This window comes from Acidithiobacillus concretivorus (genome assembly GCF_018853445.1).
Taxonomy (GTDB): domain Bacteria; phylum Pseudomonadota; class Gammaproteobacteria; order Acidithiobacillales; family Acidithiobacillaceae; genus Acidithiobacillus; species Acidithiobacillus concretivorus.
Map to the genome: position 1 here is coordinate 17,872 of NZ_JABELD010000022.1, position 21,940 is coordinate 39,811.

The following is a 21,940-nucleotide window of genomic DNA, read 5'->3' on the forward strand; positions in this document are numbered from 1 at the left end:
CATGGTCTGGAAGCCGCATGTGACGGTTGCTGCAATGGTGGAGCAAGACGGACGTTTTTTGCTGGTCGAAGAAATGGTAGAAGGGCGTCGATGTTTCAATCAGCCTGCCGGTCACTGGGACCCTGGTGAAACCCTGCTTGACGCGGTCGTGCGCGAAACCATGGAAGAGACGGCCTATGTTTTTGAGCCCGAATATCTCACCGGTATTTATCATTGGGAGCACCCCGCCAAAGATTTGACCTACCTGCGTTTTGCTTTTGGCGGCAGGTTGGGTGCCAAGCGTCCAGACTACACGCTGGATACCGGCATCATTGGCCCGGTATGGATGACGCTGGCAGAAATACAGGCGCAGAGCGAACAACTGCGTAATGTCATGGTGCAGCGTTGTATTGCGGATTATTTAGCCGGAAATCGCTATCCTCTCGAAATTTTACACAGTCTGACAGACTGACGCTGGCTCTGCCTCGTGCTATATTGGGGAAAAGGCATCGGTAGAGACGATGAATATGATAGACGCAGACGGCTATCGCCCCAATGTGGGCATGATTATTTGCAATGAACACAATCAGGTGTTGTGGGCCAAACGCCGGGGTGAGAATGCCTGGCAGTTTCCGCAAGGCGGTATTGATTATGCGGAAACACCAGAACAAGCCATGTTCCGTGAGCTCGAAGAAGAAGTGGGTACGGCCAAGGTTTGTATTCTTGGGCGGACTCAGGGGTGGTTACGTTATGAAGTTCCCTGTTCCCGGCATCGGGCCCAGCGGCGTCGTTATCGCGGGCAAAAACAAATCTGGTTTTTGCTGCGTTTTGAAGGCGATGAGGCGGAAATAAACACCTTGACGACTCAGCATCCCGAATTTGAAACCTGGCGCTGGGTGGATTACTGGATGCCTGCCCGGGAAATTATCGCCTTTAAAAGACGGGTTTACTGGCAGGCATTGCAGGAGTTAGCCCCACTGATTAATGTTGGACCACCTCCTGCTGATGCTGCTGAGTCTAAGAGAAAAGTTTCCCCTTCAGCAGGTTAAGCCCCTGGCTCAACAGGTCTTCATCGGCAGGTACTTCGCCGTTGGGCGTCAAGTGATTGATGAGTTCGGGCAAGGCCTGAGACAAGCCGCTCGCTGCGGTGTCCGGATCAATGCCGATTTTGCTCGCAATTTGTTGAACCGTGTCACTCCCTAATACTTGCTGGATCTGATCCGCGCTGATGGGCAGATTGGAGCCATTACTGATCCAGGATTGCACGACATCACCAAGACCCTGGCTCTGCAGTTGTTGAACGAGTCCGGAAATGCCCCCGGGTTGGTTTTGAACAAAATTGACGGCTTCGCCCAGCAGGGAACTCTGGTTACCATCTGATCCACCGCTGAGTGCGGACATGGCAGAATCAAGCAAGCTCATGATCATTCTCCTGAAAAGTGGTTATGGATGGGTTTTACCCCTCCCGATTATCACCAGTTAAAGCGTTTCAATTCAAGAAAATAATCATAAATATCAATATAATATGTATCTAACAAGGTGTAGGCTGCAGAGCGTTTCATATTACACATTAAACAAAAAGTTCAGTACGTCCCCGTCATGTACGACATAATCCTTACCTTCCGCACGCATTTTGCCGGCTTCCTTGGCACCATGCTCACCTCGGTACTGGACGAAATCCGCGTAGGCGATAGTCTGGGCGCGGATGAAACCGCGCTCGAAATCACTATGAATAACACCAGCTGCCTGGGGAGCCGTGGCCCCGATGGGAATGGTCCAGGCCCGTACTTCCTTGACCCCGGCCGTAAAATAGGTCTGCAGGCCCAACAGGCCATAGGCGGCGCGGATGATACGATTCAGTCCGGGTTCTTCCAGTCCGAGGTCCTGCAGAAAGGCACTTTGCTCTTCAGCTTCCAGTTCAGCCAGTTCGGATTCAATGGCCGCACACACCGGAACCACGCTGGCATGGCGTTCGCCCGCCCAGGCCTCCAAAACTGGACGCCAGGGTCCATCCTGAATTTCATCTTCTGCCACATTGGCAATGACCATCATGGGTTTCATGGTGAGCAAAAACAGGCTACGCAAATGGGCTTTTTCTTCAGCACTCATGCTGAGACTCGCGGCGGGTTTGCCACTATTGAGATGCGGCAGCAGGCGGGCCATGGCAGCGGCTTCGGCGACGGCATCCTTGTTGCCGCCCTTGGCCTGGCGGGCAACCCGCGCCTGACCTTTTTCGACCGTACTGATATCCGCCAGGATGAGCTCCGTCAACACAGTGTCCAGATCGGCCACGGGGTCCACCTGACCGCTGACATGAACGACGTTGGGATCTTCAAAGCAGCGCGTAACCAGAGCAATAGCGTCTGTTTCCCGAATGTGGGCCAGAAACTGGTTTCCCAAACCCTCGCCCTGGGCTGCACCCGCCACCAGCCCGGCAATATCCACAAACTCCATAGTGGCCGGAACCACATTTTGGGGCTTGACGATTTCGGTCAGCGCCTGCAGCCGGGGGTCCGGCACGGACACCAGCCCCACATTGGGTTCAATGGTGCAGAAAGGATAATTTTCAGCGGCGATACCGGCTTTGGTGATCGCATTGAATAGCGTGGATTTACCCACATTGGGGAGACCGACGATGCCACAGGCCAAAGCCATAAAAAACTCCTAATCGCTGTGCAGGGTTTTCTGGGCCGCATCACTGCGACCATGAAGAAATTCCGGAAGAACCGCCAGGCTGTGCTCAATCGCCAGATCAATTGCGGATTTATCCGTTGGCGAAGCTGCGCCCAGTACATAATTTATGACGGCATCCTTGTGCCCGGGGTGACCGATGCCAAGGCGTAAGCGCCAGTAATCCCGCGTACCCAGCGCCCGATCCAGGTCGCGCAAGCCGTTATGCCCGCCATGTCCGCCACTCCATTTCAAACGCGCCGTACCGGGCGGTAGATCGAGCTCGTCGTGTATCACTAAAATACGCGCCGCAGGCACCTTATAAAAAGCGGCCATGGCCTGGACCGGAGCACCGCTGCGATTCATGAAATCCTGGGGCAGGCACAAGCCCAGTTGTTGTCCGGAATTTTGCGTGGTCGCTGCCAGGCAATGCCAGCGTGACTCCAAACGTAAAGACGCCCCAGCCTTTTCTGCAAAGGTCTGGAGCGCCCAGAAACCGGCGTTGTGACGGGTACGGGCATATTCTGCCCCGGGATTTCCCAGCCCCGCCAGCAACCAGTCCATTTTACCTCACTCGGCGGCTTCGGGAGTTTCTTCCGCTTCAGCGCCGGTACGGGGGCTATGAATGGAGACAACTTCCTTGTCATCTTCATGCTGGAGCGGAATCAGGATAACACCGGCCGGCACGCTGATCTGCGACAGATGCAGGCTTTCGCCTTTTTCCAGCTTGGCAATGTCCACTTCGATGGCTTCGGGCAGACGATCAACCGGTGCCTCTACTTCCACGTCCGTCAGGGCGCGGTGTAGTACGCCACCGGCCTTGATGCCCACGCAGGTGCTTTCGTGGAGGAAATGGATAGGCACATGCAGACGCACGGTTTCACCGGCATGAACCCGCATGAAATCCATGTGCAGGACTTCTTCCTTGTAGGGATGCATCTGGATATCACGGATCAGGGCAGTTTCCTTACCCTTAGGGAATTCCAGGGTGATCACATGGGTGTAGGCCCGTTCGTCAGCCAGAAGCTTGCGCAACAGACGTGCTTCAATACTCAGACCCATGGCTGCCTTGTTATCACCATAAAGTACGGCAGGGACCATGCCCGTACGGCGCAGGCGACGGCTGGCACGCCGACCATTTTCTTCACGCGGCATGGCCGCAATTGCAAAATCTGTCATTTTCATTACTCCTTATGGTGTTGTGGATTGAGCGGGGCGAGGGTTGACAGAACCTTTCTCCCCATAACTGAGGGGCGCATCATAATGCGCGCTTGCCGATTGAGCAACCTTTGCCGGCATTTTTGCAGATAATTTTTGTGGAGCAGGAGCAGGAGCAGGAGCAGTCTGATCCGGCTGCAAATACGCCTTAATGACGGCACGGGCTACCGGTAGGGCTTGCCAGGCATTGTAACCGCCATTTTCGACCACCACCGCTACGGCAATTTTGGGATGATCCAGCGGTGCCCAGCCAATAAACAGCGAGTCATTATTGTAAATAGTGCGTCCATTTTTATAGCCCATAGGGACCTGGGCGGTACCGGTTTTGCCGGCAATGCTGATACCGGGAATGCTCACCGTATGGCAGGTGCCGGTATTGACGCAGGCTTCCATGCCTAGATGCACCGCATGCATGGCTTCGGCAGAAATATGCAGATTTACGGGTGTGGCATTGGGAATAGGAATAGTCTTGCCGCTTTGCGGGTCAATGAAGGCCTTGGCGACCTGAGGTTGCACGAGATAGCCGCCATTGGCGAGGGCAGAAACAGCGCGGACCAACTGCAGCGGCGTTTCCAGTAAATAGCCCTGACCAATACCCAAAATCACCGAGTCACCGGTGTACCAGGGGGCATGAAGATGGGCGCGTTTCCAGGCCGGAGTCGGGACCAGACCGTTTGCGCCACCGGGCAGGTCAATGGGCGTTTTCTGCCCGAAGCCGAAACGCCAGAGGGTCTTGTCCTGCAAATTAATCCCCATTTTGACGGCCAGCTTGTAGTAGAAAACATCCACTGACCAGGCGAGAGCCTTGGTGATGCCGGTCTCTCCAAAACCACCCCGATTCCAGTCCCAGTAGGTGTGTCCTCCCAACTGATAATTGCCGGGGCAGTAAGTATGAAAATCCGGGCTGATCACACCCTCCTGGACGGCCTGGATGGTATAAAAAGGCTTTGCGCAGGAACCCGGCGGGTACAGGCCATTATCCGCCCGGTTCATGAGTGGTCGGCCCGGATTGTTGAGCAGTGATTGCCAGTGCGCATTACTGATGCCATCCACAAACCAGTTGGCGTTAAAGCTGGGGCTGGTGACCATGGCGAGAATGCCACCATTATTGGGGTCCATGGCGATGACCGCACCGCGATAGCCTTTACCCTGCAAGGCTTCTGCCCCTGCCTCCTGAACCCGCAGCCGCAGATGGGTAATCAGATTACTGCCAGGATGAGCGGCAATCTGGCGAAGGGTGCCTACCGGCAAACCCCGGGCATTAATATCCTTGATTTCATAACCCATGTCGCCACGCAGCTGGCGTTCGTAATAGCGTTCCAGGCCATTTTTACCAATATAATTACGACCCACATATTTACTGGCATGAAAATCTTTCAGGTCAGCCCCGGTAATCGGTCCGACATAACCGACGACATGGGAAAACAAGGCGTCATAGGGATAATGGCGATGCATCATGGCGACAATACGCACGCCCGGCAGTTCCATGGCGCGGACGGATACGGCTGCAATTTGCGTCGGATTCAGATCAGCCTTCAAAACAATCGGGTCAAAGTCCGGCTTGCCGGCGCGTCGTGCGGCAAATTGCTGCAGATCTTCCGGACTCAAGCTCAGAAGGTGCTGCAAAAATTGCAGGCTTTGTTGCAGGTGAGGCACCTGATCCGGGGTGATTTCGAGGGCATAGGTGGGCTGATTTTCTGCCAGAACCTCTCCATGATCCGCCAGAATCAGGCCCCGAGGCGGAGCCAGGGGCACCAGAGCCACATGATTGTCATAGGCCAGCTCGCGAAATTTGGAGTAATGCAATACCTGCAGGTCCAGTACCCGCAAGACAACTCCCAGGATAGCCAGGAGCATCAACAGTGCCGCAACACCCAGGCGAAAGCGAAAACTGCGCGTACGTTTTAATGATTCGGATAAGGGCATGGGTGGAACAAACCTGCTTCAATTTGCAAATGATGGAGGTGCTTCGTAAACTCGGTGTCGGAATGTCCGGCTAAAAGTGGGTGGCGCAGTGTTAGAATCCCGATATGAGTCCCTGTTTGCAGTGTTGGAGAATGCTATCACGGATTATCGCGGATTGCGTCGCCAACTGGAAGGAGATGGTCGCAACAAGCATTCCGTGCAAGCCCTGCAGGCCCAAATTCAAAAGCTGAAAGCGGAAAACCGGACGCTGCAAGAGCGTCAGGAAGAAATCTGTTTGCGCCTGAATGATCTGCTTGCGCAGGTCAATGGTTGGGAAAGCGAACTATAAAATCATCAGGGAGAAGTCTGTGTCCGAAGCAAAGCCCACAAATGCCGTGCAACAAATTTCCGTCACCCTGCTGGATCAGCATTATCAGATACCCTGTCCGGATGAAGAGCGGGAGCTGTTGCTGGAAGCCGTGCGACTACTCAATGAACAATTGGAGGTGGCGAGAAGCCGTGGCAAGTTGCTCAGCCGGGAGCGCGCCACCCTGATGGTGGCCGTGAACCTGGCAGCGGATTTGCAGCGTACCCGGCAGACATTGCTGGCGCGTGAGCATGATCTGCATCTCGTCGAACAGCGTCTGCAGCAACTGGTTGACAGGGCCAAGGGCTCAGAGTAACTTGAAATTGCCTCCTGCGAGGCACGAGTGGCCGAGACGATTCCTGAACCAATACTGTCTATCCAGGGAGTCCCCAGTCATCATCGTGGTGTGCAGCTCCCTTGCGGAGTAGCCTGAAGCGATGTGTGGATTCCCACCTGTTCATCAGGTTCTGGGGGTAGCGGGCCACACGACCATCGCGGGAGGTTTCTTGTTTTCTGAAACTGAAGCAGTAAATCCATCTGATCCGGTTTCCAAGGGCAGCTTGCGCAGAGCAATGCGACAGCAACGCCAATCGCTTTCTCCGCAGCATCTCCAGCAGGCGGCGCTGGCACTTTCCCGTCACATTCTCCAGCTCAGTCACTACAAAAAGGCCCGGCGTATTGCCCTCTATTGGCCTATGCAGGGCGAAATTAATCCTCTCCCGCTGATGTACCATCGCCTGAGTCGTCACAAACAGTTCTATTTACCGGTACTATCAGGAAGTTTTGCGCAAAAGCTGCGCTTTGCGCCTTTTCATGGAGAGAGCCGCATGCGCCCCAATGGCTTCCGTATTCCTGAGCCTCAGGTAGCAGCCGATTTGCTGATGACTCCGCAGTCGCTGGATTTGCTGATTTTGCCCCTGGTGGCGTTTGATACAGAAGGTTATCGCCTGGGTATGGGCGGGGGATTTTATGATCGTAGCCTCGCCAGCATGTCCCACCGCCAGCATTGGCAACACCCGCGTCTGCTGGGGGTCGGCCATGCTTTTCAGCAGTTAGCCAGAGTCCCCCGCGAACCCTGGGACGTGCCGCTCAGCATCATCTGCACCGACCTCGCCTGTCACCGTATTATGGTTTGATCGTATTGAAAATATCCAGATATGGAGTGTCATGCCGGAGTGAGCCACGCGCTGCGGCGGGCGCTTACCACTGCGTCAACGTCCTCCAGCCACTCCAGCCAGAAGGTATCCTGCGGCGGTGCAGTGGGAGTCAGGCGGGTCTCGTAGAGTACATCATCGCGGAAGTAGTGAAGGCGCAGCGGGCAGCCGGGGATGCCGGTACTGATTTGCCCGGCAAAACTTTCCGCCGTGCAGCGCATTCCTTCCAAAGCAACGAGGACGTCATCGGGGGACAAACCAGCGGCTTCTGCCGGGCTGCCATTGAGTACCTGACGGATTTGTAATCCTTGCGGCTGGGTTTGCCAGTGGGCGCCGATCCAGGCGGTTGGCACGGTCGAAGCGGCCTCACCGCCTGAATCGCTCTGCTGCGTGGCAGGGCGGCTATGCAGGGCAATTCCCATGCGTGCCAAGAGAGCTTCCAGAGGCAGTTCGGCACGGGCTTCTATCCAGATTTTCAACTGCTCTGCCATTTGCGTACCGGCAAGGTCGGCTATTTGTTGCAGCGCTTCTCCTTCGGGCAGTGCCTTGCCCGTCTGTCCGTGCTCTTTCCAGAGGCGCATCAGCAAGATATCCAGGCTCAAATGGCCGGCACTTTCCAGACGCAGGCTCAAGTCCAGACAGAGGGCAAGCAGCGCCCCCTTGTTGTAGTAACTGATTTCAAAATTGGCGCTGTTGACATGCGGGTGATAAAGCTTGAGCCAGGCGTCTTCGCTGGATTCAGCCAGGCTTTGCAGATATTGGCCGGGGCGTCGTTGCAGACGTGTCCATTCCTGCGCGATCCCTTGCAGATATTGTTCTGGGCTGCTTAAACCCGCACGACAAAGGCAAAGATCATCGTAGTAAGAGGTGATACCTTCAAACACCCAGAGATCCCGGGACAATTCGGCGCGCTCCAGGGCGCTGGCGCTGAATACTGCAGGTTTGATGGCCTGTACCAGCCAGCTATGAAAATATTCATGGCTGACCAGGCCCAGAAAGCGCCGATAATTTTTAGGGTCGCGGCCGGTCAGGTCATCCCTGGCGCAAATCAGAGCACTGGAGGCCCGATGCTCCAGACCACCATAGTCGTTGCTGCGCGCCTTGCACAAAAAATGATACTCACTAAAGGGCGACTCGCCCCAAAAATTTTGCTGCCAGTCACAAATGCGGGCCATGTCTCGCCCCAGCGCTTGCAGATCAGCCTGATGTTCTCCCTGAATCAGTAAGTGGTGCGCTAAACCGCCCGCCTCAAAATTCAGCAGGGTCAGCGTACCCATCAACACCGGATGATCAATGAATGCCCGATAATTTTCTGCCTGAAACTGACCCCAGCCCCAAGTGTCACCAGCCACGCGAGGCATGGAAGTCCCCAACTGCCAATGATCCGGACCATTAATGCGCAAGGCATGGATGTGCTGCTCCTGACCGACTACCCGTAAAAACAGGGCGGGACCATTAAAAAATCCGCCCAGTTGATCCAAAAAAGCCGTGCGCACTGATTGATCCAGCGCATAAACACTATAAGAAATCTGGAGAGGCCCTTTTACAGCGCCACAAACCCAGCGATCAGTAGCGATTTTGCGCAGTTGGACTGCTGCACCCCGGGATTCTGCGGATATCCGGGTAATGTGGCGGGCCAGATCGCGGATGGTGTAACTGCCTGGAACCCAGGCCGGTAAAACCAATACCTGTCCATCAGGATCTGGCTCGGGGATTGCCAAGGTGACCCGGAACAAATGCGCCTCGGGTTCCAGATGAATATGGTATGAGAGAACAGGGGATTGCATGGGAAATGACTCCGTTTCAGCGCCAGGTCGGGGCGAGACTCCGAAATTGAGGATGAGCCGCATCTCCGAGCCATTCATAAAATACCGATTCTGCCACCGCAACGGTAATACCTCCCTGACGCAGCCGCAATAGCGCCGATTGGGCATACGCATCGTCGCGGCTGGCGCAGGCATCGGCGACAACAACGGGCTGCCAACCAGCGCTGTGTAGGTCCAGGGCGGTTTGCAGAACACAAATGTGGGTTTCGACACCGGTCAGGATGACTTGGTGCCGACCCTGCTGAGTTTCTAGCCAGTTTCTGAGCGGAGCATGCTGCCAGCAGGAAAAAACCGTTTTATCAAAAGAATCTGTACAAAATGATCGAAGATCAGCACGAATCGGTCCCAGTCCTTGGGGATATTGCGCAGTAGCCAGGCACGGAATTTCCAGTGCCGCCGCAGCAGTCAGCAAGCGTGCAGAGTTTTGAATGGCTTTATTGCGTTCTGTCTCGGGAATAGCCCCCAGCAGGCGATCCTGCATATCAATAGTCAGGATCAGACTCTGCGGGGCTTCAATGCGCATGGTGACTCAAAAAACAAAACGACCGGGCAGTGGAGCATGCCGCAGGGGAGTAACTTCGGTTTCAAAAAGTACGGCCGTTTCATAAACGTCCTGCCGGGTACGGGTAATGCGCAGGGCGCGCATGGCCGGACCCTGACCGATAATGGCGACCAGCCGCCCGCCCACCGCCAGTTGTTCCTTGAAAGCCTCGGGTAATATGGGCAAGGAGCCGGTGATACAGATGGCATCATAGGGAGCATGACCAGCCCAGCCGCATGAACCATCGCCGACATGCAACTGTACATTATGAATGCCTTGTACCCGCAGATGGCCTTCCGCCATTTGCGATAAATCCGCATGGTCCTCAATGCTATGAACCATGCCAGCGAGTCTGGCCATAAGTGCGGCCATATAGCCAGTACCGGTACCGATTTCCAGAACCCGGTGATGTTCGCGCAAATCCAGCTCCTGAAGAACGCGGGCTTCCATTTTGGGGGTCCACATAGATTCGCCGTGGGCAATGGGCATGGCGTAATCGGCAAACGCCAGATGACGATAGGCAGTCGGCACAAATAATTCCCTTTTGACCTCGGTAACGATGGCCAGCACACGCGGATCCAGCACATCCCAGGTACGAATCTGGGTATCAATCATGGTACGGCGCAATATGTCAAAGTCCATAGCTTCAAGGGCTCCAGAGATTTTGGCTCATTTAGTCATGGGTTTCCGGGCAAGTCAATGACTTCCATTGGGCCGGCAGGCCATTCAGAAAGATTGGCTTGCAACGGTTCCTGTGCTCCAATAGGGGCATATCTCATTCTGGAGCTACCTTCTTGGAAAGCCGTGCACACGCGCTGGTCGCGGTAGTTTTTTTGCTGGTACTGGGCGTCGCGGTCGCGATTGTCGGATTGTGGATGCATCACGGCGAAAAACCCGGGGTCAACTTTGATGTGATTTCGCCCTACAGTGTTACAGGCCTCAGCATTCAGGCACCCGTGCGATTCAAAGGGGTGAGGGTGGGTGAGGTGACGGCCATCGGCCTGGACCCGACCAATCCGCGTATGATTCGGGTGAAAATCAAAGTCGATAAATCGACACCCATCACTCGGGCGACCTTCGCGGAACTGGCTCCTCAAGGGGTCACCGGTCTCAGCTACTTATCCTTGACCGACAAGGGAACTGATTTTGCCCCTATTGCGCACAAGTCGGGTCAGATTGCCGAAATTCCCATGCATCCCAGCTTTTTTGAAGTACTGTCCCGCAATGGTGAGTCTCTGGTAAACCGCAGCAATGAGCTGGCAGACCGACTGAATGACCTGCTCAATGACGAGAACCGTGCCCGTTTCGGGCAAACCCTGACGCATCTTGATCAGGCTACCCATGACCTGGTGCAAATGGAAGATGCCATGATGCCTGCGCTCAAGGCGCTTCCCGCCATGGTGGCAGCCACCCAATCCACCATGGTCGCCAGTCATCAACTTATCCAGCATTTAGATACCCTGGCCGTACAGGCGCAAGCCCCTCTGGCGAGTGCTACCCAGGCGGCCAAATCCTTGCAAAAACTGGGCGCGTCCAGTGAGCAGGCCATCAATACCCTGAACTACCAGACGCTTCCCCAGGTACATCAATTAACCAGCAGCCTGCTGCATAGCAGTGAAGCGCTGTCCAGCTTCAGCCAGTCCCTGAAACAATCCCCCCAATCCCTGCTTTACGGAACTCAGTGGCCACCCCCAGGCCCAGGTGAGTCGGGTTTTTCTGCAGGAGATCACTAAGCTCATGAGAGTTGTTCGCATGCCACGTTTATGGAGCGCAGCCCGTCTGGGGTTTTTGGGGACCGCTTTTTTGGTTGGCGGTTGTGCCACGGCGACGCCCTGGCAGGTGCCCTACAATATCAGTGCGCTGCATTCGTCGGTGCCTGTTGAAGCCAAAAATGCACCGCACAATGCTCAAGTCGTATTGCAACTGGCCTCGGTCAGTGCGCCTTCCTGGCTGGATACCAATGCCTACCAATACCATCTGCTTTATCAGAATCCCCAAATGCTTCTGTCATATCGGGATGCGCGTTGGGTAGGAACTCCGGCGGAAATGCTGGATATGCGTCTGCTGCAGCATCTGCAGCAAAGCCAGCACTGGAAAGCCGTGCTTTCCGGGCAGTCCAGCGGTGCCGCACAATACGTGCTGCGCCTGCACCTGAATAATTTTGTGGTAAATTTCACTGAACCTCAGGCTGGCCAGGCGCTGATAGCAGGCACAGCCACTTTATTGAATGCCCACAATTATCAGGTCATTGCCCAGCAGTCATTTCGGCAAACTGTGCCGCTAAAAACTGCTTCGGCGGCTGCCGGGGCTGCCGCCATGACCCGGGCCAGCAGTGATTTTGTGGGGGCGGTCAGTGCTTGGGTTGACCAGTATCAGTGAATCAGTTTGATAGCTGCAATGACTATGGCTCCTACAGAAACAGTGGTGCCAAAGCTCCATATCATGAAGCGATCTATTCGTAAGGTCATCAGATCCAGGCGTTTGTCTATCTGGTCAATTCGCTTGTCTATTTGATCAATGCGCTTTTCCATCAACTCAAAGCGCTTATCTACCTGCTCGAAGCGTTTCTCGATTTGCTCGAAGCGCTTTTCCATGAGCTGGAACCCTTGTTCCAGTCGCAAATTGGTTTGATGCAAGGCTTCTTCCACACGGACCATGCGTTCACGCAGCTCAATTTCATAGACAGCAGGTGGCTTGCCCAGACTGAGTTGGGCAAGCCATTCCCCCATGTGGTTGCGGACATAGGTACCAATTTGCTCCAGGTCACTTTCGGCAATGGTCATCGCTTCCCTCCTGATGGTGTCCACCATCATGTTTGATTACCAGCACCGGGCAGTGGGCGTGGTTGAGCACGTCATTTGCTACAGAACCTAATAATAAGCGTCCCAGACCACTATGACCATGGCTGCCGACCACCAGCAGTTCGGCCTGATGTGCCTTGCCATAAGCAGCAATGGCGCGGCCAATGTTGTCCGCACTTTCTTCCAGCACCATTTCTGCTGGCATCCCTTCGCTGTCCATAGCCTTGTGGAGCCTGTCCATTTCGGCGTGGGCCAGGTGCAGCAGCTTTTCCCGAAGATCCAGAGTCGGTGGCAGGATTTCCTCGGGCATTTGCAAATTGAGCATTTGCGGGTTGAACACATGGATGACGGTGAGTTTGGCTTGATGCAGCCGCGCTTCCTGAGCTGCCGCCAGGGCAGTAGGCAGCGCCATTTCTGAAAAATCTACGGCTACCATCACATGCTGCACTGGAAAATTATCCATGATCCTGATCCTTATGGTTGGTGAACGGGCAAACTCGCGTTAAGGCGGTCCATCAGTTCGGCTTCATTCACCAGCGTGTTTTCGCTGGCGCGGCGCGCCCGATATTCCCAAACATTTTGCGCCAGTACCTTGTCACTGACCACCACCCGATGGGGCAAGCCGATCAAATCCATGGTCGCAAACTGCACCCCCGGTCGCTCATCCCGATCATCCAGCAGTACACTGAAACCCGCCTGTTCCAGACGATCATGCAGGGCCTGTGCAGCGGTGGCAACTTCCGGAAATTTACGGGCATTGATGGCGACAATGCCCACATCAAAAGGGGTCAAAGACGCGGGCCAGATAATGCCGCGTTCGTCAAAATGCTGCTCCACCGCCGCTGCTACTACCCGGGATACCCCAATTCCGTAGCATCCCATGGTCACTGTGGCATCGCGTCCGCTTTCGTCCAGCACAGTGATTTTCATGCGCTCACTGTATACCTGCCCGAGCTGGAACACATGGCCTACTTCAATGCCCCGGCGAATGCTCAGCGTGCCGGTGCTACAGTGAGGACAAGGGTCGCCCGCCCGGACATTGCGCAAGTCGGCGCTGTCCGGGCGGGAAACATCACGATCCCAGTTGAGATTCACCCAATGCGTGTCTATTTCATTGGCACCGGTACTGAAATTGCCGACATTCAGGGCGCGATGATCAGCCAGCACCCGAATAGCCGTGCTTAAATCCTTGGGGCCGATAAAACCCAATGGGGCGCCAGTCGCGGTCTCTGCCTCTTCGGGCGTGGCCATTCTGACTTCATCCACCTGCAGGGCATGAGCCGCCTTGATCAGGTTCAATTCGTCATCGCCGCGCAACAGCAGCATGACCGATTGCTCACCCGCCATGACCAGCACGGTTTTGACAATCTGGCTGCTGGAAATACCCAGCGCGGCAGCCTGTTCGGCCACCGTCCGGATGCCCGGCGTCTGCACCCGCGCCGCCTCCAGAGGGGCCTCTGCGGGCGCGGCTTTGGCGGGGCTACTGGCTTTTTCCATGTTGGCCGCATAATCACAGTGGTCGCAGGACACAATGGCATCTTCTCCAGAATCTGCCAGAACATGAAACTCGTGAGAACGCTTGCCGCCAATGGCCCCGTTGTCGGCTTCCACCGCCCGAAAATCCAGACCCAGGCGGGTAAAAGCCCGTTGGTAAGCGTCGTACATGGTCTGATAAGTGATTTCCAGAGAAGCATGATCCACATGAAAGGAATAGGCGTCTTTCATGATGAATTCGCGGCCACGCATCAGCCCGAAACGGGGCCGGATTTCGTCGCGGAACTTGGTTTGAATCTGATAAAAATTGACGGGAAGCTGCTTGTAAGAATGGATTTCACGACGCGCCAGATCGCTGATGACTTCTTCATGGGTAGGGCCCAGACAAAAATCGCGCTGGTGGCGATCCTTGAGGCGCAGCAGTTCCGGCCCGTATTTTTCCCAACGTCCTGATTCCTGCCACAACTCGGCGGGCTGAACCACCGGCATCAGCACTTCCTGGGCGCCGCTGCGGTCCATTTCCTCGCGGACAATGCGCTCCACCTTGCGCAATACCCGTAAACCCAGAGGCATCCAGGTATATAATCCCGAGGCAAGGCGGCGAATAAAGCCCCCGCGCAGCAGCAACTGGTGGCTGACGAGTTCTGCCTCGGCGGGAGTTTCTTTCAGGGTCGGAATGAAAATCTGACTGGCGCGCATAAAAATCTCAAAGGAAAAGGTAGCGCACAGTGTAAGAAAGGCCACAGCACAAAGAAAGAGGTAAAGCTTTTTACTAACGAATAAGGATGACGTGAACTTCAGGTACTTCCGAGAATCCCCCGAATTTATGGATAAGCGAGCAACGCGGAAGCATCCAGTACTGACTTACTCATGTTTTGCTGCGAGGCGTCGTTCGGCTATGAGCTCTTCTGTGAGTTGTCTGCTGTGTTTGTTATTACCCGTCAATTGCTGGAATAAACCACGGCTTCCTCGTGCTGCTTCTTCCTGGTGAAACTGGTGCTGATCATCAGGTTGCTCGCTATTTTCCAGAAAGTCGGCAATGACCCCTTAAGCGACTACATCCACGCTGGGCGCGGCGCAACATGGCACAAAAACGCCCAGCGGCTCAATCTGTTCTGGAAAATCTTCTGACAAACGTTCTCGTAGTGCCGCTCATCGATCAGGTGAATTTCTCTGTGGATTTGAACGCCAAGGATCTTCCGGTGCTGGCTTCTGCAGTAGCATCTGGCGTAAGAGTTCTTCTGACTGGAGATATACGTCATTTCGGCCCACTGATGAAATTATCGGACTTACCGTGCGCGTGATGACTATAAGATCGTTCTTACTGGTAGGACCTTAAATCGTCGAGCGTGAAGATGCCGACTATACAATCAATTCAGTGGCTCTGGAACCGATGGAAGCCAAAAGAGTGTTTAGCTAGCAGTTGTCGGACTTTCAGTTTGCCTAAAATTATCGTATAATTACTTATGATTCAATGTGATGAGTGATTTTATGGCCCACTTCCTCGATGCTGACAGCAAGACCGATTATCTTCTGCCATCTTCCATGGACGACTGGCTCCCGGAAGGTCACCTGGCCAGCTTTATTGTGGAAGTCATTGATCAGCTCGATCTCTCGCTACTGGTCCAACAATATGCGGGTCGTGGCCATAAGGCTTATCACCCAGCCACCCTCCTGGCGATTCTGGTCTACGGCTATGCCAACGGGGTCTTTTCCAGCCGTAAACTTGGAACAAGCCACCTATGATTCTGTCGCGTTCCGTTACCTCGCGGCAGGCAGTCATCCAGATCACGATACCCTGGCCACCTTCTGTCGCCGTTTTCTGGGCGAACTGCAAGGATTGTTTGTGCAGGTGCTGGAACTGGCACAGGAGATGAAACTGCTGAAGATTGGCCGGGTCTGTCTGGACGGCACCAAGATCCACGCCAACACTTCCAAACATCAAGCCCTGTCCCATGGGCATATTGAACAGATGGAGCGTCATCTCCAGGCCGAAGTACAGGAACTCTTTACACTGGCAGAACAAGCGGATCAGACCGGGATTTCCGAGGGCGTGAATTTGCCTGAAGAGATCCTGCGCCTAAAGCGCAAGACCAGATCAATCTCACCGATGAAGAATCCCGCATCATGCCGGTCTCAGGCGGTGGCTTTGAACAGGCCTATAATGCCCAGGCCGCCGTGGATGACCAGACGATGCTGGTAGTGGCCACTGGAGTCAGTCAGGCCCCCAATGACAAGGAACAGGTCATCCCCATGCTGGAAACCCTCCAGACACAAGCGGCGTAACTGGGACCAATAGAAGCGTTGGTGGCCGATACGGGTTACTGCAGCGAAAAGAATGTGGAGGCCTGCGAAGCCCTGGGGATCACCCCTTTTATTGCCGTAGCCAGAGAAGAACACCATCCCGACTGGCGGCAACGGCATACAGAACCGGAAGCCCTCCCGGAAAACGCGACCCGGATGCAGGCGATGATGCATCGCCTGAAGACGCAGGCAGGCCGAAGCGTTTACCGTCTGCGCAAACAAACGGTAGAACCAGTCTTCGGTATAATCAAATCCGTGATGGGATTCCGGCAGTTCTCCTTGCGCGGCCTACGTCAGGTGCAAGGAGAATGGAGTCTGGTCTGCCTGGCGTGGAACATAAAACGCATGGCCGTATTGCGTCTGTAGGGCAGGAAAATGCAGATAAACCGCAAAAAAAAGGGCAATAATGACCGAAATCGACTCAAAATGAGCGATTTCAAAAATTTTGAGGCGAAATCTGGCAGTAGTCCGAAGGCCATCAGGACACTGATATGAGACGTTTCCTGTTCTGTTTCTGACTTGTTGTTTAATTTGGCGTCCCCAGGGGGGTTCGAACCCCCGTTACCGCCGTGAAAGGGCGGTGTCCTAGGCCGCTAGACGATGGGGACCTGGACAGCGGGGAGAATCGTACACAGAAGCGCGCTTCAGGGCAAGTGTATTTTCAGATTTTCATGTATCGCGTTGGCTGCAGCAAAAAATAACCCTGGTTTTGCGCAGGGTTAACAATGGATATACACTCTCACTGTCTAAATGATACAACTGGTGATGTCTGCAAATTAGGGTTGCCAAGTGGGGTAATAGTCTGGCTATCAGGATCCCGGTAAAAATGACTCGTGTTATGGCTTTGCGGGAAGGGGCTCTGATTGAGTTGTCCACGTCTTCAAATGGAATTATCACGTTATCACCGGTCAGCGGCGATGAGCGGAATATAGGCGTCAAGGAGCATTTTGGGCGTGTGAATGCGCGCTTGCGAAATCAACCGGCGTCCACGCCCAGCACCGAGTTACTGCGTGAAGACGCACGTTACTGATGTCAGTTTACGTTTTTGACGCTGGATCATTTGTTGGGAACAAATGCAGTCGCACACGGGCTGGTGGTTTTTGCCGTGGAGTGATTAGTCATTCCATAGCCCCGCAGGGGGGTCTTCGGTTAGACTGGGCGGAGTGTACTTTTAGCCACCTGTAGGAAGAAGGATCTTATGGAAGAAGCAGAAGCAGTATTCATGATTGAACGGGTATATGTGAAGGACAGTTCTTTCGAGTCCCCCAACGCACCCTTGAGTTTTGTACAGACCGAAGCGCCTACCGTGGATGTGGGTCTGAATACGGCTAGCAATCAGGTAGAAGGCATGGATGGCTTGACGGAAGTGATTCTGACGGTGACGGTCAAGGCCAAGGCGGGTGAGAGCACCTACTTTGCGGTGGAAGTGCAGCAGGCAGGACTGTTCCGGATTCAGAATATTCCGGAAGAACATTTGCCGGCGCTGATAGCTGTGCATTGTCCGACCATTCTGTTCCCTTATGCCCGTGAAGTGGTGGCGGATATGGTTGGACGCGGCGGTTTCCAACCCCTGCATCTGCATCCCGTCAATTTTGAGGCGCTGTATCAGCAGGCGCAGCAAGAACAAGTGGGCCACACGACGCAATAAACCATGCGCTGGGCTGTTCTTGGAGCGGGGCACTGGGGAACCGCGTTGGCGGTGCATTTGTGCCGCCAGGGCCATGTGGTGCGGCTCTGGGGGCGCCACCCGGAAACTTTGCCGGGTTTTATTGACCCTACTTGTTTATCCCCGGTTTTTCCTGATATCGACTTTCCGTCCGGTCTGGGCATAGGCTCTGATCTGGCGGCGACGCTGGATGGCGCTGAAGGTGTGCTGCTGGCGGTTCCCAGCCATGCTTTGCGGACGCTTCTGGCGTCTATTCCCCAGGCTTTATTACACCCGGATCTGCTGCTGGTGCTGGCTTCCAAAGGGCTGGAGTTGCCAAGTGCCTTGCGTTTGGATCAGGTGCTGGATGAAAGCTGTCCGACCTTGCCTAAAGTGGTACTTTCCGGGCCGAGTTTTGCGCATGATCTGATTCTGGGTAAGCCGCTGGCTATGACTGCTGCTGCTGCAAATATGGATGATGCACGGCGGGTGGTGGAAGTGTTTGCCAGTGACCAGATGCGCGTGTATCGCAGTGATGATGTGGCGGGCGTGTGTCTGGGGGGGGCGATCAAAAATGTGCTGGCCATTGCGGCAGGCATTTCTGATGGGCTGGGCAATGGTGACAGTGCCCGGGCTGCGCTCATTACCCGTGGTATTGCCGAATTGCACCGTTTGGGTACGGCATTGGGGGGGCGCACGGAAACCTTTATGGGGTTGACGGGGGCGGGCGATTTGATTTTGACGGCCAGCAGTGATTTATCCCGCAATCGCCGGGTGGGTATGGGCCTGGGGCGGGGTTTGTCTTTGGAGACTGTATTGCGTGATTTGGGCCAGGAGGCGGAAGGCGTGCGCAGTGCTCAGGCTTTGTTTTTGCTGGCCCGGCAACTGGGGGTGGATATGCCCATTACCGAGCAGGTGTATCGGGTGCTTTACGCTGGCGCGGGCCCACGCGAGGCCAGTGAACAACTGATGCGCCGTGCTGCACGTGCCGAGCATCCTGCTGATCTGGAGTCCATAACCGCTTCCCCGGTTAAGGGGAGTTGCTAGGTTTATGGCGATTTTGCGTTTGCCGGGTGGCGGATCAGACAGCCGCAAGCGCATCCCTTTTGCGCCTTTCCGGACCATTGGTTTTTTGCTGGTGCAGTTTGTGGTGCTGGCTTTGCTGTTGCTCGGCGTGCTGCTGGTCCACACCAACCAGGATTTGCATACGCTAGATGCTTATACCGCTTACATGGCGAGCTTGGCGCAGACTTCTCAGGAAACCTTGCGTACCTGGCATAGTGACGGTTCTGCGGCGGCACTGCCCGTGCTGCAGCGCAATCTGGCGCGGATTGCGGCAGCGCATCCGGAGCAGGTCAAAACCAATGCGCACTGGAGGCGTTTGCAGGCGTTGATGGCCAAGCAGGACCCGGCCCTCTTGCCGCAGGCTTTATTGCAACTTTCCGATGTCAGCATGGAAGAGCATTTGCGTGGTCGCAGGCTGGTATTGGCGGCGGGGCATGATGCCCGCTATACCCTGATTGGAACAGCCGTGGCACTGTTTGCGTTCATGATTTTTGTGCTGGTGACTTTGGCGTTTTTCCGTCTGCGAATTTTGGGTCCATTGCGGCGTTTGCAGGGGGCTATGCGTTCTCTGGAAATCGGCGCTTTTCGGCGGGTGACGGAAGCTCATGCAGATCCGGGCATCAGTCCTTTGCTGCAGTATTACAATCACATGATTGGGCGTTTGGAAGAGCTGGAAAAAACCCGGCGCCAGTATTTGCAGGATTTGCAGCGGGAAGTGAATGAAGCAGCCCATACGCTGGTCGCGCAACAGGCGGCGGTGGCCCGCTCGGAGCGTCTGGCGGCGGTGGGAGAAGCCGCTGCGGCCTTTGCCCATGAATTGCGTAATCCACTGGCGGGATTGCAGGTGGGTTGTGCGAATATTCGTCGGGAAATCCGCGATCCAGATCTGGCGGAGCGTCTGGGCTTGATGGAAGATGAGCTGCGCCGGGTCAGTCGGTTGCTGGATCAGCAATTGCGCGGTGCGCGTCAGGTGCATGAAAAAGGTCGCCGGGTGGCGCCCCGTGAAACGGTGGAAACCTTGCTGAATCTGTTGCGTTATCAGATGCCTGCCCAGGTTGTACTGGAGCTCTTGCCGGGCGATTGTCGTGATTGTCTGTTGCCTCTGGACCAGTTTCGTCAGGCATTGCTTAATCTCATTTTAAACAGCATGCAGGCACTGGCCAGCGAGGGTGGAACTATCAGCGTAGCTATTGCCCAGGTGGATAAACAGTTGCAAGTGACGGTGTCTGATAATGGTCCGGGTTTTCCCGATACTTTGTTGCGTGAGGGCATTCGCCCCTTTGCCAGCAGCAAGGAACAGGGAACCGGGCTGGGTTTATCGATGGTGCGGCGTTTTGTGCGCAGTCTGGGGGGGGAGGTGCAATTGCGTAATCGGGATCCGCATGGGGCAGAAGTAGGCTTGTTATTACCTTGTCCTGACATTGCTGGTAAGGAGTAACCCAACATGGCTGATGCGTTGCTGATTATTGAGGATGAGATTTTTCTGGGGCGGGAAATGTGCCGCTTTTTTGAAAAGGAAGGCTGGGAAGTACACTGGGCGGAACGCTTTGCCGATGCGGAAGAGCTCTTGTTGAAGCAGGATCTGAGTCCTCTGGTGACCTTAGCGGACCTCAACCTTCCGGATGGTAACAGTCTGGATTTGTTGGAAAAGGTGCGGGCTAAAGGCGGTACCGGAGAATGGATTTTTCTGACAGCCTTCGGGAGTGTGCCTGATTCGGTGCGGGCTTTGCGGCTGGGTGCCTACGATTTTCTGGAAAAGCCCTGTGAAATGGAGCGTCTGGAAATGGTGGTGCGCTCGGCTGGCCGGGGTGCCCGCGCCCAGCGTCGGGTGGCGGAAGACACCTCCAATCAGCATCGCCGCTATCGTCCTGAAACTTATCTGGGGGAAAGTCCGGCTGCCGCTGACGTGCGCAGCATGCTCGATCGCCTCAGCCAGGTTCCCTATAGTGCCTTGGTGATTTCTGGAGAAACGGGCACGGGTAAGGGACTGGCTGCGCGCATTTTGCATTATAGTGGCGCTCAGGCTGGCGGTCCCATGGTGGAAATCAACTGTGCGGCTTTACCCCGGGAATTGCTGGAATCCGAATTGTTTGGATATGAGCCGGGGGCTTTTACCGGGGCGGCCGTGCGGCATCGGGGGTTGGTGGAGCAGGCCAGTGGCGGTACCCTGTTTCTGGATGAAATTTCGGAAATGGAGCTCGAACTCCAGGCCAAGTTGTTGAAAGTCATTGAAGATCATAGCTTGCGCCGACTGGGAGGGGATCGCCCCATTGCCGTGGATGTGCGTTTTATTGCCGCCAGTAATCGGGATCTGGATGCGCAGGTAGCTCAGGGGGCTTTTCGTGCCGATTTGTTCCATCGTCTGAGCGTATTTCGTCTGGCCCTACCTTCCTTGCGCGAGCGTAAGACGGATCTTCACGAACTGGTGCCGCATTTTGTGGCGGAATTCAATGCTCAGGCCGGTAAGCGCGTGCATTATATCAGTCCGGCCGTGTGGGCCGCGCTGGAGTCTTATGACTGGCCTGGAAATGTCCGTGAACTGCGTAATGTGATTGAACGCGCGGTGCTGTTTTCCGAAACCGAAGAGCTGCCCAGGGAATGGCTGCAGTTACCCGGTAATCTCAACAACGTCTGTCCGGCCCCATCTGGCTGTCCGGTGGATGACCAACACATCATTCTGCCTATGGATGGCAGTATGGATCTGGAGGCGATGGAACGGCAGATTCTCCAGCAGGTGCTGAGTCTGAACGAGGGGAACGTCACCAAGGCCGCGCGGGTATTGGGAATTACCCGCGAGACGCTACGCTATCGGGTCCGTAAACATGGTCTGGGTGATGATGGGGAGCCTGGATAAAAATAGTCTACACTTGCGGAATTGTTGCGAGATCGTTACATTGCCGCGATGCGACCGGTCAGCACTAGCGCCCGGACCAATAAAACAAGGAGTTTGGATGTCACCAGTCAGGACCGC

General features: G+C 55.1%; 24 protein-coding genes, 1 tRNA gene, 1 other RNA gene and 1 pseudogene. 15 read left to right on the plus strand and 12 right to left on the minus strand.

Annotation, left to right across the window (positions count from 1 at the left end):
• Window position 1 precedes the first annotated feature (1 nt).
• Together HJG40_RS03325 and HJG40_RS03330 are read left to right on the plus strand one after the other, a co-directional pair.
• Complete coding sequence (locus HJG40_RS03325; protein ID WP_215862883.1) at window positions 2-451, plus strand: NUDIX hydrolase; 450 nt, start codon at window positions 2-4, stop codon at window positions 449-451.
• 55 nt (window positions 452-506) lie between these two features.
• Window positions 507-1,028, plus strand: coding sequence for an RNA pyrophosphohydrolase (locus HJG40_RS03330; protein WP_215862911.1), 522 nt, complete (start codon window positions 507-509; stop codon window positions 1,026-1,028).
• Here the strand turns inward: HJG40_RS03330 and HJG40_RS03335 are convergent.
• The 5 genes from HJG40_RS03335 to mrdA all read right to left on the minus strand — a co-directional run bounded on the left by HJG40_RS03335 (window position 997) and on the right by mrdA (window position 5,793).
• On the minus strand, window positions 997-1,401 hold the full coding sequence (locus HJG40_RS03335) for a YidB family protein (protein WP_215862884.1): 405 nt from the start codon (window positions 1,399-1,401) through the stop codon (window positions 997-999). The genes HJG40_RS03330 and HJG40_RS03335 overlap by 32 nt on opposite strands.
• Before the next feature lie 141 nt (window positions 1,402-1,542).
• On the minus strand, window positions 1,543-2,634 hold the full coding sequence (gene ychF / locus HJG40_RS03340) for a redox-regulated ATPase YchF (RefSeq protein ID WP_215862885.1): 1,092 nt from the start codon (window positions 2,632-2,634) through the stop codon (window positions 1,543-1,545).
• A gap of 9 nt (window positions 2,635-2,643) precedes the next feature.
• Window positions 2,644-3,213: an aminoacyl-tRNA hydrolase gene (gene pth / locus HJG40_RS03345; RefSeq protein ID WP_215862886.1), complete on the minus strand. Its 570-nt coding sequence runs from the start codon at window positions 3,211-3,213 to the stop codon at window positions 2,644-2,646.
• Window positions 3,214-3,219: 6 nt separating this feature from the next.
• Window positions 3,220-3,828, minus strand: a complete 609-nt coding sequence (locus HJG40_RS03350) for a 50S ribosomal protein L25/general stress protein Ctc (RefSeq protein ID WP_215862887.1) — start codon at window positions 3,826-3,828, stop codon at window positions 3,220-3,222.
• A 12-nt stretch (window positions 3,829-3,840) separates the two neighbouring features.
• Window positions 3,841-5,793 (minus strand): penicillin-binding protein 2, encoded by a 1,953-nt coding sequence (gene mrdA, locus HJG40_RS03355; RefSeq protein WP_215862888.1) that lies wholly within the window; start codon window positions 5,791-5,793, stop codon window positions 3,841-3,843.
• An 88-nt stretch (window positions 5,794-5,881) separates the two neighbouring features.
• Between mrdA and HJG40_RS03360 the strand changes: the two genes are divergently transcribed.
• The 4 genes from HJG40_RS03360 (at window position 5,882) to HJG40_RS03375 (ending at window position 7,275) form a co-directional block, all read left to right on the plus strand.
• A complete protein-coding gene (locus HJG40_RS03360; RefSeq protein WP_215862889.1) occupies window positions 5,882-6,121 on the plus strand; it encodes a hypothetical protein in 240 nt (79 codons plus the stop codon).
• 19 nt (window positions 6,122-6,140) lie between these two features.
• Window positions 6,141-6,455: a cell division protein ZapA gene (locus HJG40_RS03365; RefSeq protein WP_215862890.1), complete on the plus strand. Its 315-nt coding sequence runs from the start codon at window positions 6,141-6,143 to the stop codon at window positions 6,453-6,455.
• 8 nt (window positions 6,456-6,463) lie between these two features.
• Window positions 6,464-6,644: non-coding RNA, 6S RNA (ssrS, locus tag HJG40_RS03370), on the plus strand.
• 1 nt (window position 6,645) lies between these two features.
• Window positions 6,646-7,275, plus strand: a complete 630-nt coding sequence (locus HJG40_RS03375; RefSeq protein ID WP_226856995.1) for a 5-formyltetrahydrofolate cyclo-ligase — start codon at window positions 6,646-6,648, stop codon at window positions 7,273-7,275.
• 29 nt (window positions 7,276-7,304) lie between these two features.
• Here the strand turns inward: HJG40_RS03375 and HJG40_RS03380 are convergent, their stop codons facing one another.
• From HJG40_RS03380 to HJG40_RS03390, 3 genes are read right to left on the minus strand one after another with little or no spacing between them, the layout of a single operon-like run.
• Window positions 7,305-9,080, minus strand: coding sequence for a M61 family metallopeptidase (locus HJG40_RS03380; protein WP_215862891.1), 1,776 nt, complete (start codon window positions 9,078-9,080; stop codon window positions 7,305-7,307).
• Between the two features lie 16 nt (window positions 9,081-9,096).
• Entirely contained in the window at window positions 9,097-9,642 is a 546-nt protein-coding gene (locus HJG40_RS03385; RefSeq protein ID WP_215862892.1) for an isochorismatase family protein, read from the minus strand.
• A 6-nt stretch (window positions 9,643-9,648) separates the two neighbouring features.
• Entirely contained in the window at window positions 9,649-10,302 is a 654-nt protein-coding gene (locus HJG40_RS03390) for a protein-L-isoaspartate O-methyltransferase family protein (RefSeq protein ID WP_215862893.1), read from the minus strand.
• A 152-nt stretch (window positions 10,303-10,454) separates the two neighbouring features.
• Between HJG40_RS03390 and HJG40_RS03395 the strand changes: the two genes are divergently transcribed.
• Window positions 10,455-11,393 (plus strand): MlaD family protein, encoded by a 939-nt coding sequence (locus HJG40_RS03395; protein ID WP_215862894.1) that lies wholly within the window; start codon window positions 10,455-10,457, stop codon window positions 11,391-11,393.
• Between the two features lie 19 nt (window positions 11,394-11,412).
• Window positions 11,413-12,039: an ABC-type transport auxiliary lipoprotein family protein gene (locus HJG40_RS03400; protein ID WP_215862895.1), complete on the plus strand. Its 627-nt coding sequence runs from the start codon at window positions 11,413-11,415 to the stop codon at window positions 12,037-12,039.
• Here the strand turns inward: HJG40_RS03400 and HJG40_RS03405 are convergent.
• Genes HJG40_RS03405 through HJG40_RS03415 form a run of 3 tightly spaced genes read right to left on the minus strand, consistent with a single transcriptional unit; the run spans window position 12,033 to window position 14,654 of the window.
• Complete coding sequence (locus tag HJG40_RS03405; RefSeq protein ID WP_215862896.1) at window positions 12,033-12,443, minus strand: hypothetical protein; 411 nt, start codon at window positions 12,441-12,443, stop codon at window positions 12,033-12,035. The two genes, HJG40_RS03400 and HJG40_RS03405, sit on opposite strands and share 7 nt — an antisense overlap.
• The gene (locus tag HJG40_RS03410; RefSeq protein WP_215862897.1) at window positions 12,424-12,924 is read right to left on the minus strand and encodes a universal stress protein; all 501 of its coding nucleotides are present in this window, start codon (window positions 12,922-12,924) and stop codon (window positions 12,424-12,426) included. The genes HJG40_RS03405 and HJG40_RS03410 overlap by 20 nt, the downstream gene beginning before the upstream one ends.
• Before the next feature lie 11 nt (window positions 12,925-12,935).
• The gene (locus HJG40_RS03415; RefSeq protein WP_215862898.1) at window positions 12,936-14,654 is read right to left on the minus strand and encodes a proline--tRNA ligase; all 1,719 of its coding nucleotides are present in this window, start codon (window positions 14,652-14,654) and stop codon (window positions 12,936-12,938) included.
• Between the two features lie 383 nt (window positions 14,655-15,037).
• Between HJG40_RS03415 and HJG40_RS03420 the strand changes: the two genes are divergently transcribed.
• Both HJG40_RS03420 and HJG40_RS03425 read left to right on the plus strand, forming a co-directional pair.
• On the plus strand, window positions 15,038-15,259 hold the full coding sequence (locus tag HJG40_RS03420; protein WP_215862899.1) for a PIN domain-containing protein: 222 nt from the start codon (window positions 15,038-15,040) through the stop codon (window positions 15,257-15,259).
• Window positions 15,260-15,446: 187 nt separating this feature from the next.
• Window positions 15,447-16,625: pseudogene (locus tag HJG40_RS03425) on the plus strand (IS1182 family transposase).
• 166 nt (window positions 16,626-16,791) lie between these two features.
• Here the strand turns inward: HJG40_RS03425 and HJG40_RS03430 are convergent.
• Window positions 16,792-16,867: transfer RNA gene (locus tag HJG40_RS03430), tRNA-Glu, on the minus strand.
• A gap of 167 nt (window positions 16,868-17,034) precedes the next feature.
• Here HJG40_RS03430 and HJG40_RS03435 point away from each other — a divergent pair.
• From HJG40_RS03435 to HJG40_RS03455, 5 genes are all read left to right on the plus strand, one after another.
• Entirely contained in the window at window positions 17,035-17,289 is a 255-nt protein-coding gene (locus HJG40_RS03435; RefSeq protein ID WP_368355869.1) for an AbrB/MazE/SpoVT family DNA-binding domain-containing protein, read from the plus strand.
• 168 nt (window positions 17,290-17,457) lie between these two features.
• Window positions 17,458-17,907: a protein-export chaperone SecB gene (secB, locus tag HJG40_RS03440; RefSeq protein WP_010636876.1), complete on the plus strand. Its 450-nt coding sequence runs from the start codon at window positions 17,458-17,460 to the stop codon at window positions 17,905-17,907.
• Between the two features lie 3 nt (window positions 17,908-17,910).
• The gene (locus HJG40_RS03445; RefSeq protein WP_215862901.1) at window positions 17,911-18,951 is read left to right on the plus strand and encodes an NAD(P)H-dependent glycerol-3-phosphate dehydrogenase; all 1,041 of its coding nucleotides are present in this window, start codon (window positions 17,911-17,913) and stop codon (window positions 18,949-18,951) included.
• Window positions 18,952-18,955: 4 nt separating this feature from the next.
• Entirely contained in the window at window positions 18,956-20,407 is a 1,452-nt protein-coding gene (locus HJG40_RS03450; RefSeq protein WP_215862902.1) for a sensor histidine kinase, read from the plus strand.
• 6 nt (window positions 20,408-20,413) lie between these two features.
• Window positions 20,414-21,823, plus strand: a complete 1,410-nt coding sequence (locus HJG40_RS03455) for a sigma-54-dependent transcriptional regulator (protein WP_215862903.1) — start codon at window positions 20,414-20,416, stop codon at window positions 21,821-21,823.
• Window positions 21,824-21,940: the final 117 nt, after the last annotated feature.

Coding starts and splice junctions, on each gene's coding strand:
- HJG40_RS03325 (WP_215862883.1), top strand. CDS start 2: ATGGTCTGGAAGCCGCATGTGACGGTTGCTGCAATGGTGGAGCAAGAC.
- HJG40_RS03330 (WP_215862911.1), top strand. CDS start 507: ATGATAGACGCAGACGGCTATCGCCCCAATGTGGGCATGATTATTTGC.
- HJG40_RS03335 (WP_215862884.1), bottom strand. CDS start 1,401: ATGAGCTTGCTTGATTCTGCCATGTCCGCACTCAGCGGTGGATCAGAT.
- ychF (WP_215862885.1), bottom strand. CDS start 2,634: ATGGCTTTGGCCTGTGGCATCGTCGGTCTCCCCAATGTGGGTAAATCC.
- pth (WP_215862886.1), bottom strand. CDS start 3,213: ATGGACTGGTTGCTGGCGGGGCTGGGAAATCCCGGGGCAGAATATGCC.
- HJG40_RS03350 (WP_215862887.1), bottom strand. CDS start 3,828: ATGACAGATTTTGCAATTGCGGCCATGCCGCGTGAAGAAAATGGTCGG.
- mrdA (WP_215862888.1), bottom strand. CDS start 5,793: ATGCCCTTATCCGAATCATTAAAACGTACGCGCAGTTTTCGCTTTCGC.
- HJG40_RS03380 (WP_215862891.1), bottom strand. CDS start 9,080: ATGCAATCCCCTGTTCTCTCATACCATATTCATCTGGAACCCGAGGCG.
- HJG40_RS03385 (WP_215862892.1), bottom strand. CDS start 9,642: ATGCGCATTGAAGCCCCGCAGAGTCTGATCCTGACTATTGATATGCAG.
- HJG40_RS03390 (WP_215862893.1), bottom strand. CDS start 10,302: ATGGACTTTGACATATTGCGCCGTACCATGATTGATACCCAGATTCGT.
- HJG40_RS03400 (WP_215862895.1), top strand. CDS start 11,413: ATGCCACGTTTATGGAGCGCAGCCCGTCTGGGGTTTTTGGGGACCGCT.
- HJG40_RS03405 (WP_215862896.1), bottom strand. CDS start 12,443: ATGACCATTGCCGAAAGTGACCTGGAGCAAATTGGTACCTATGTCCGC.
- HJG40_RS03410 (WP_215862897.1), bottom strand. CDS start 12,924: ATGGATAATTTTCCAGTGCAGCATGTGATGGTAGCCGTAGATTTTTCA.
- HJG40_RS03415 (WP_215862898.1), bottom strand. CDS start 14,654: ATGCGCGCCAGTCAGATTTTCATTCCGACCCTGAAAGAAACTCCCGCC.
- HJG40_RS03420 (WP_215862899.1), top strand. CDS start 15,038: ATGGCACAAAAACGCCCAGCGGCTCAATCTGTTCTGGAAAATCTTCTG.
- secB (WP_010636876.1), top strand. CDS start 17,458: ATGGAAGAAGCAGAAGCAGTATTCATGATTGAACGGGTATATGTGAAG.
- HJG40_RS03445 (WP_215862901.1), top strand. CDS start 17,911: ATGCGCTGGGCTGTTCTTGGAGCGGGGCACTGGGGAACCGCGTTGGCG.
- HJG40_RS03450 (WP_215862902.1), top strand. CDS start 18,956: ATGGCGATTTTGCGTTTGCCGGGTGGCGGATCAGACAGCCGCAAGCGC.
- HJG40_RS03455 (WP_215862903.1), top strand. CDS start 20,414: ATGGCTGATGCGTTGCTGATTATTGAGGATGAGATTTTTCTGGGGCGG.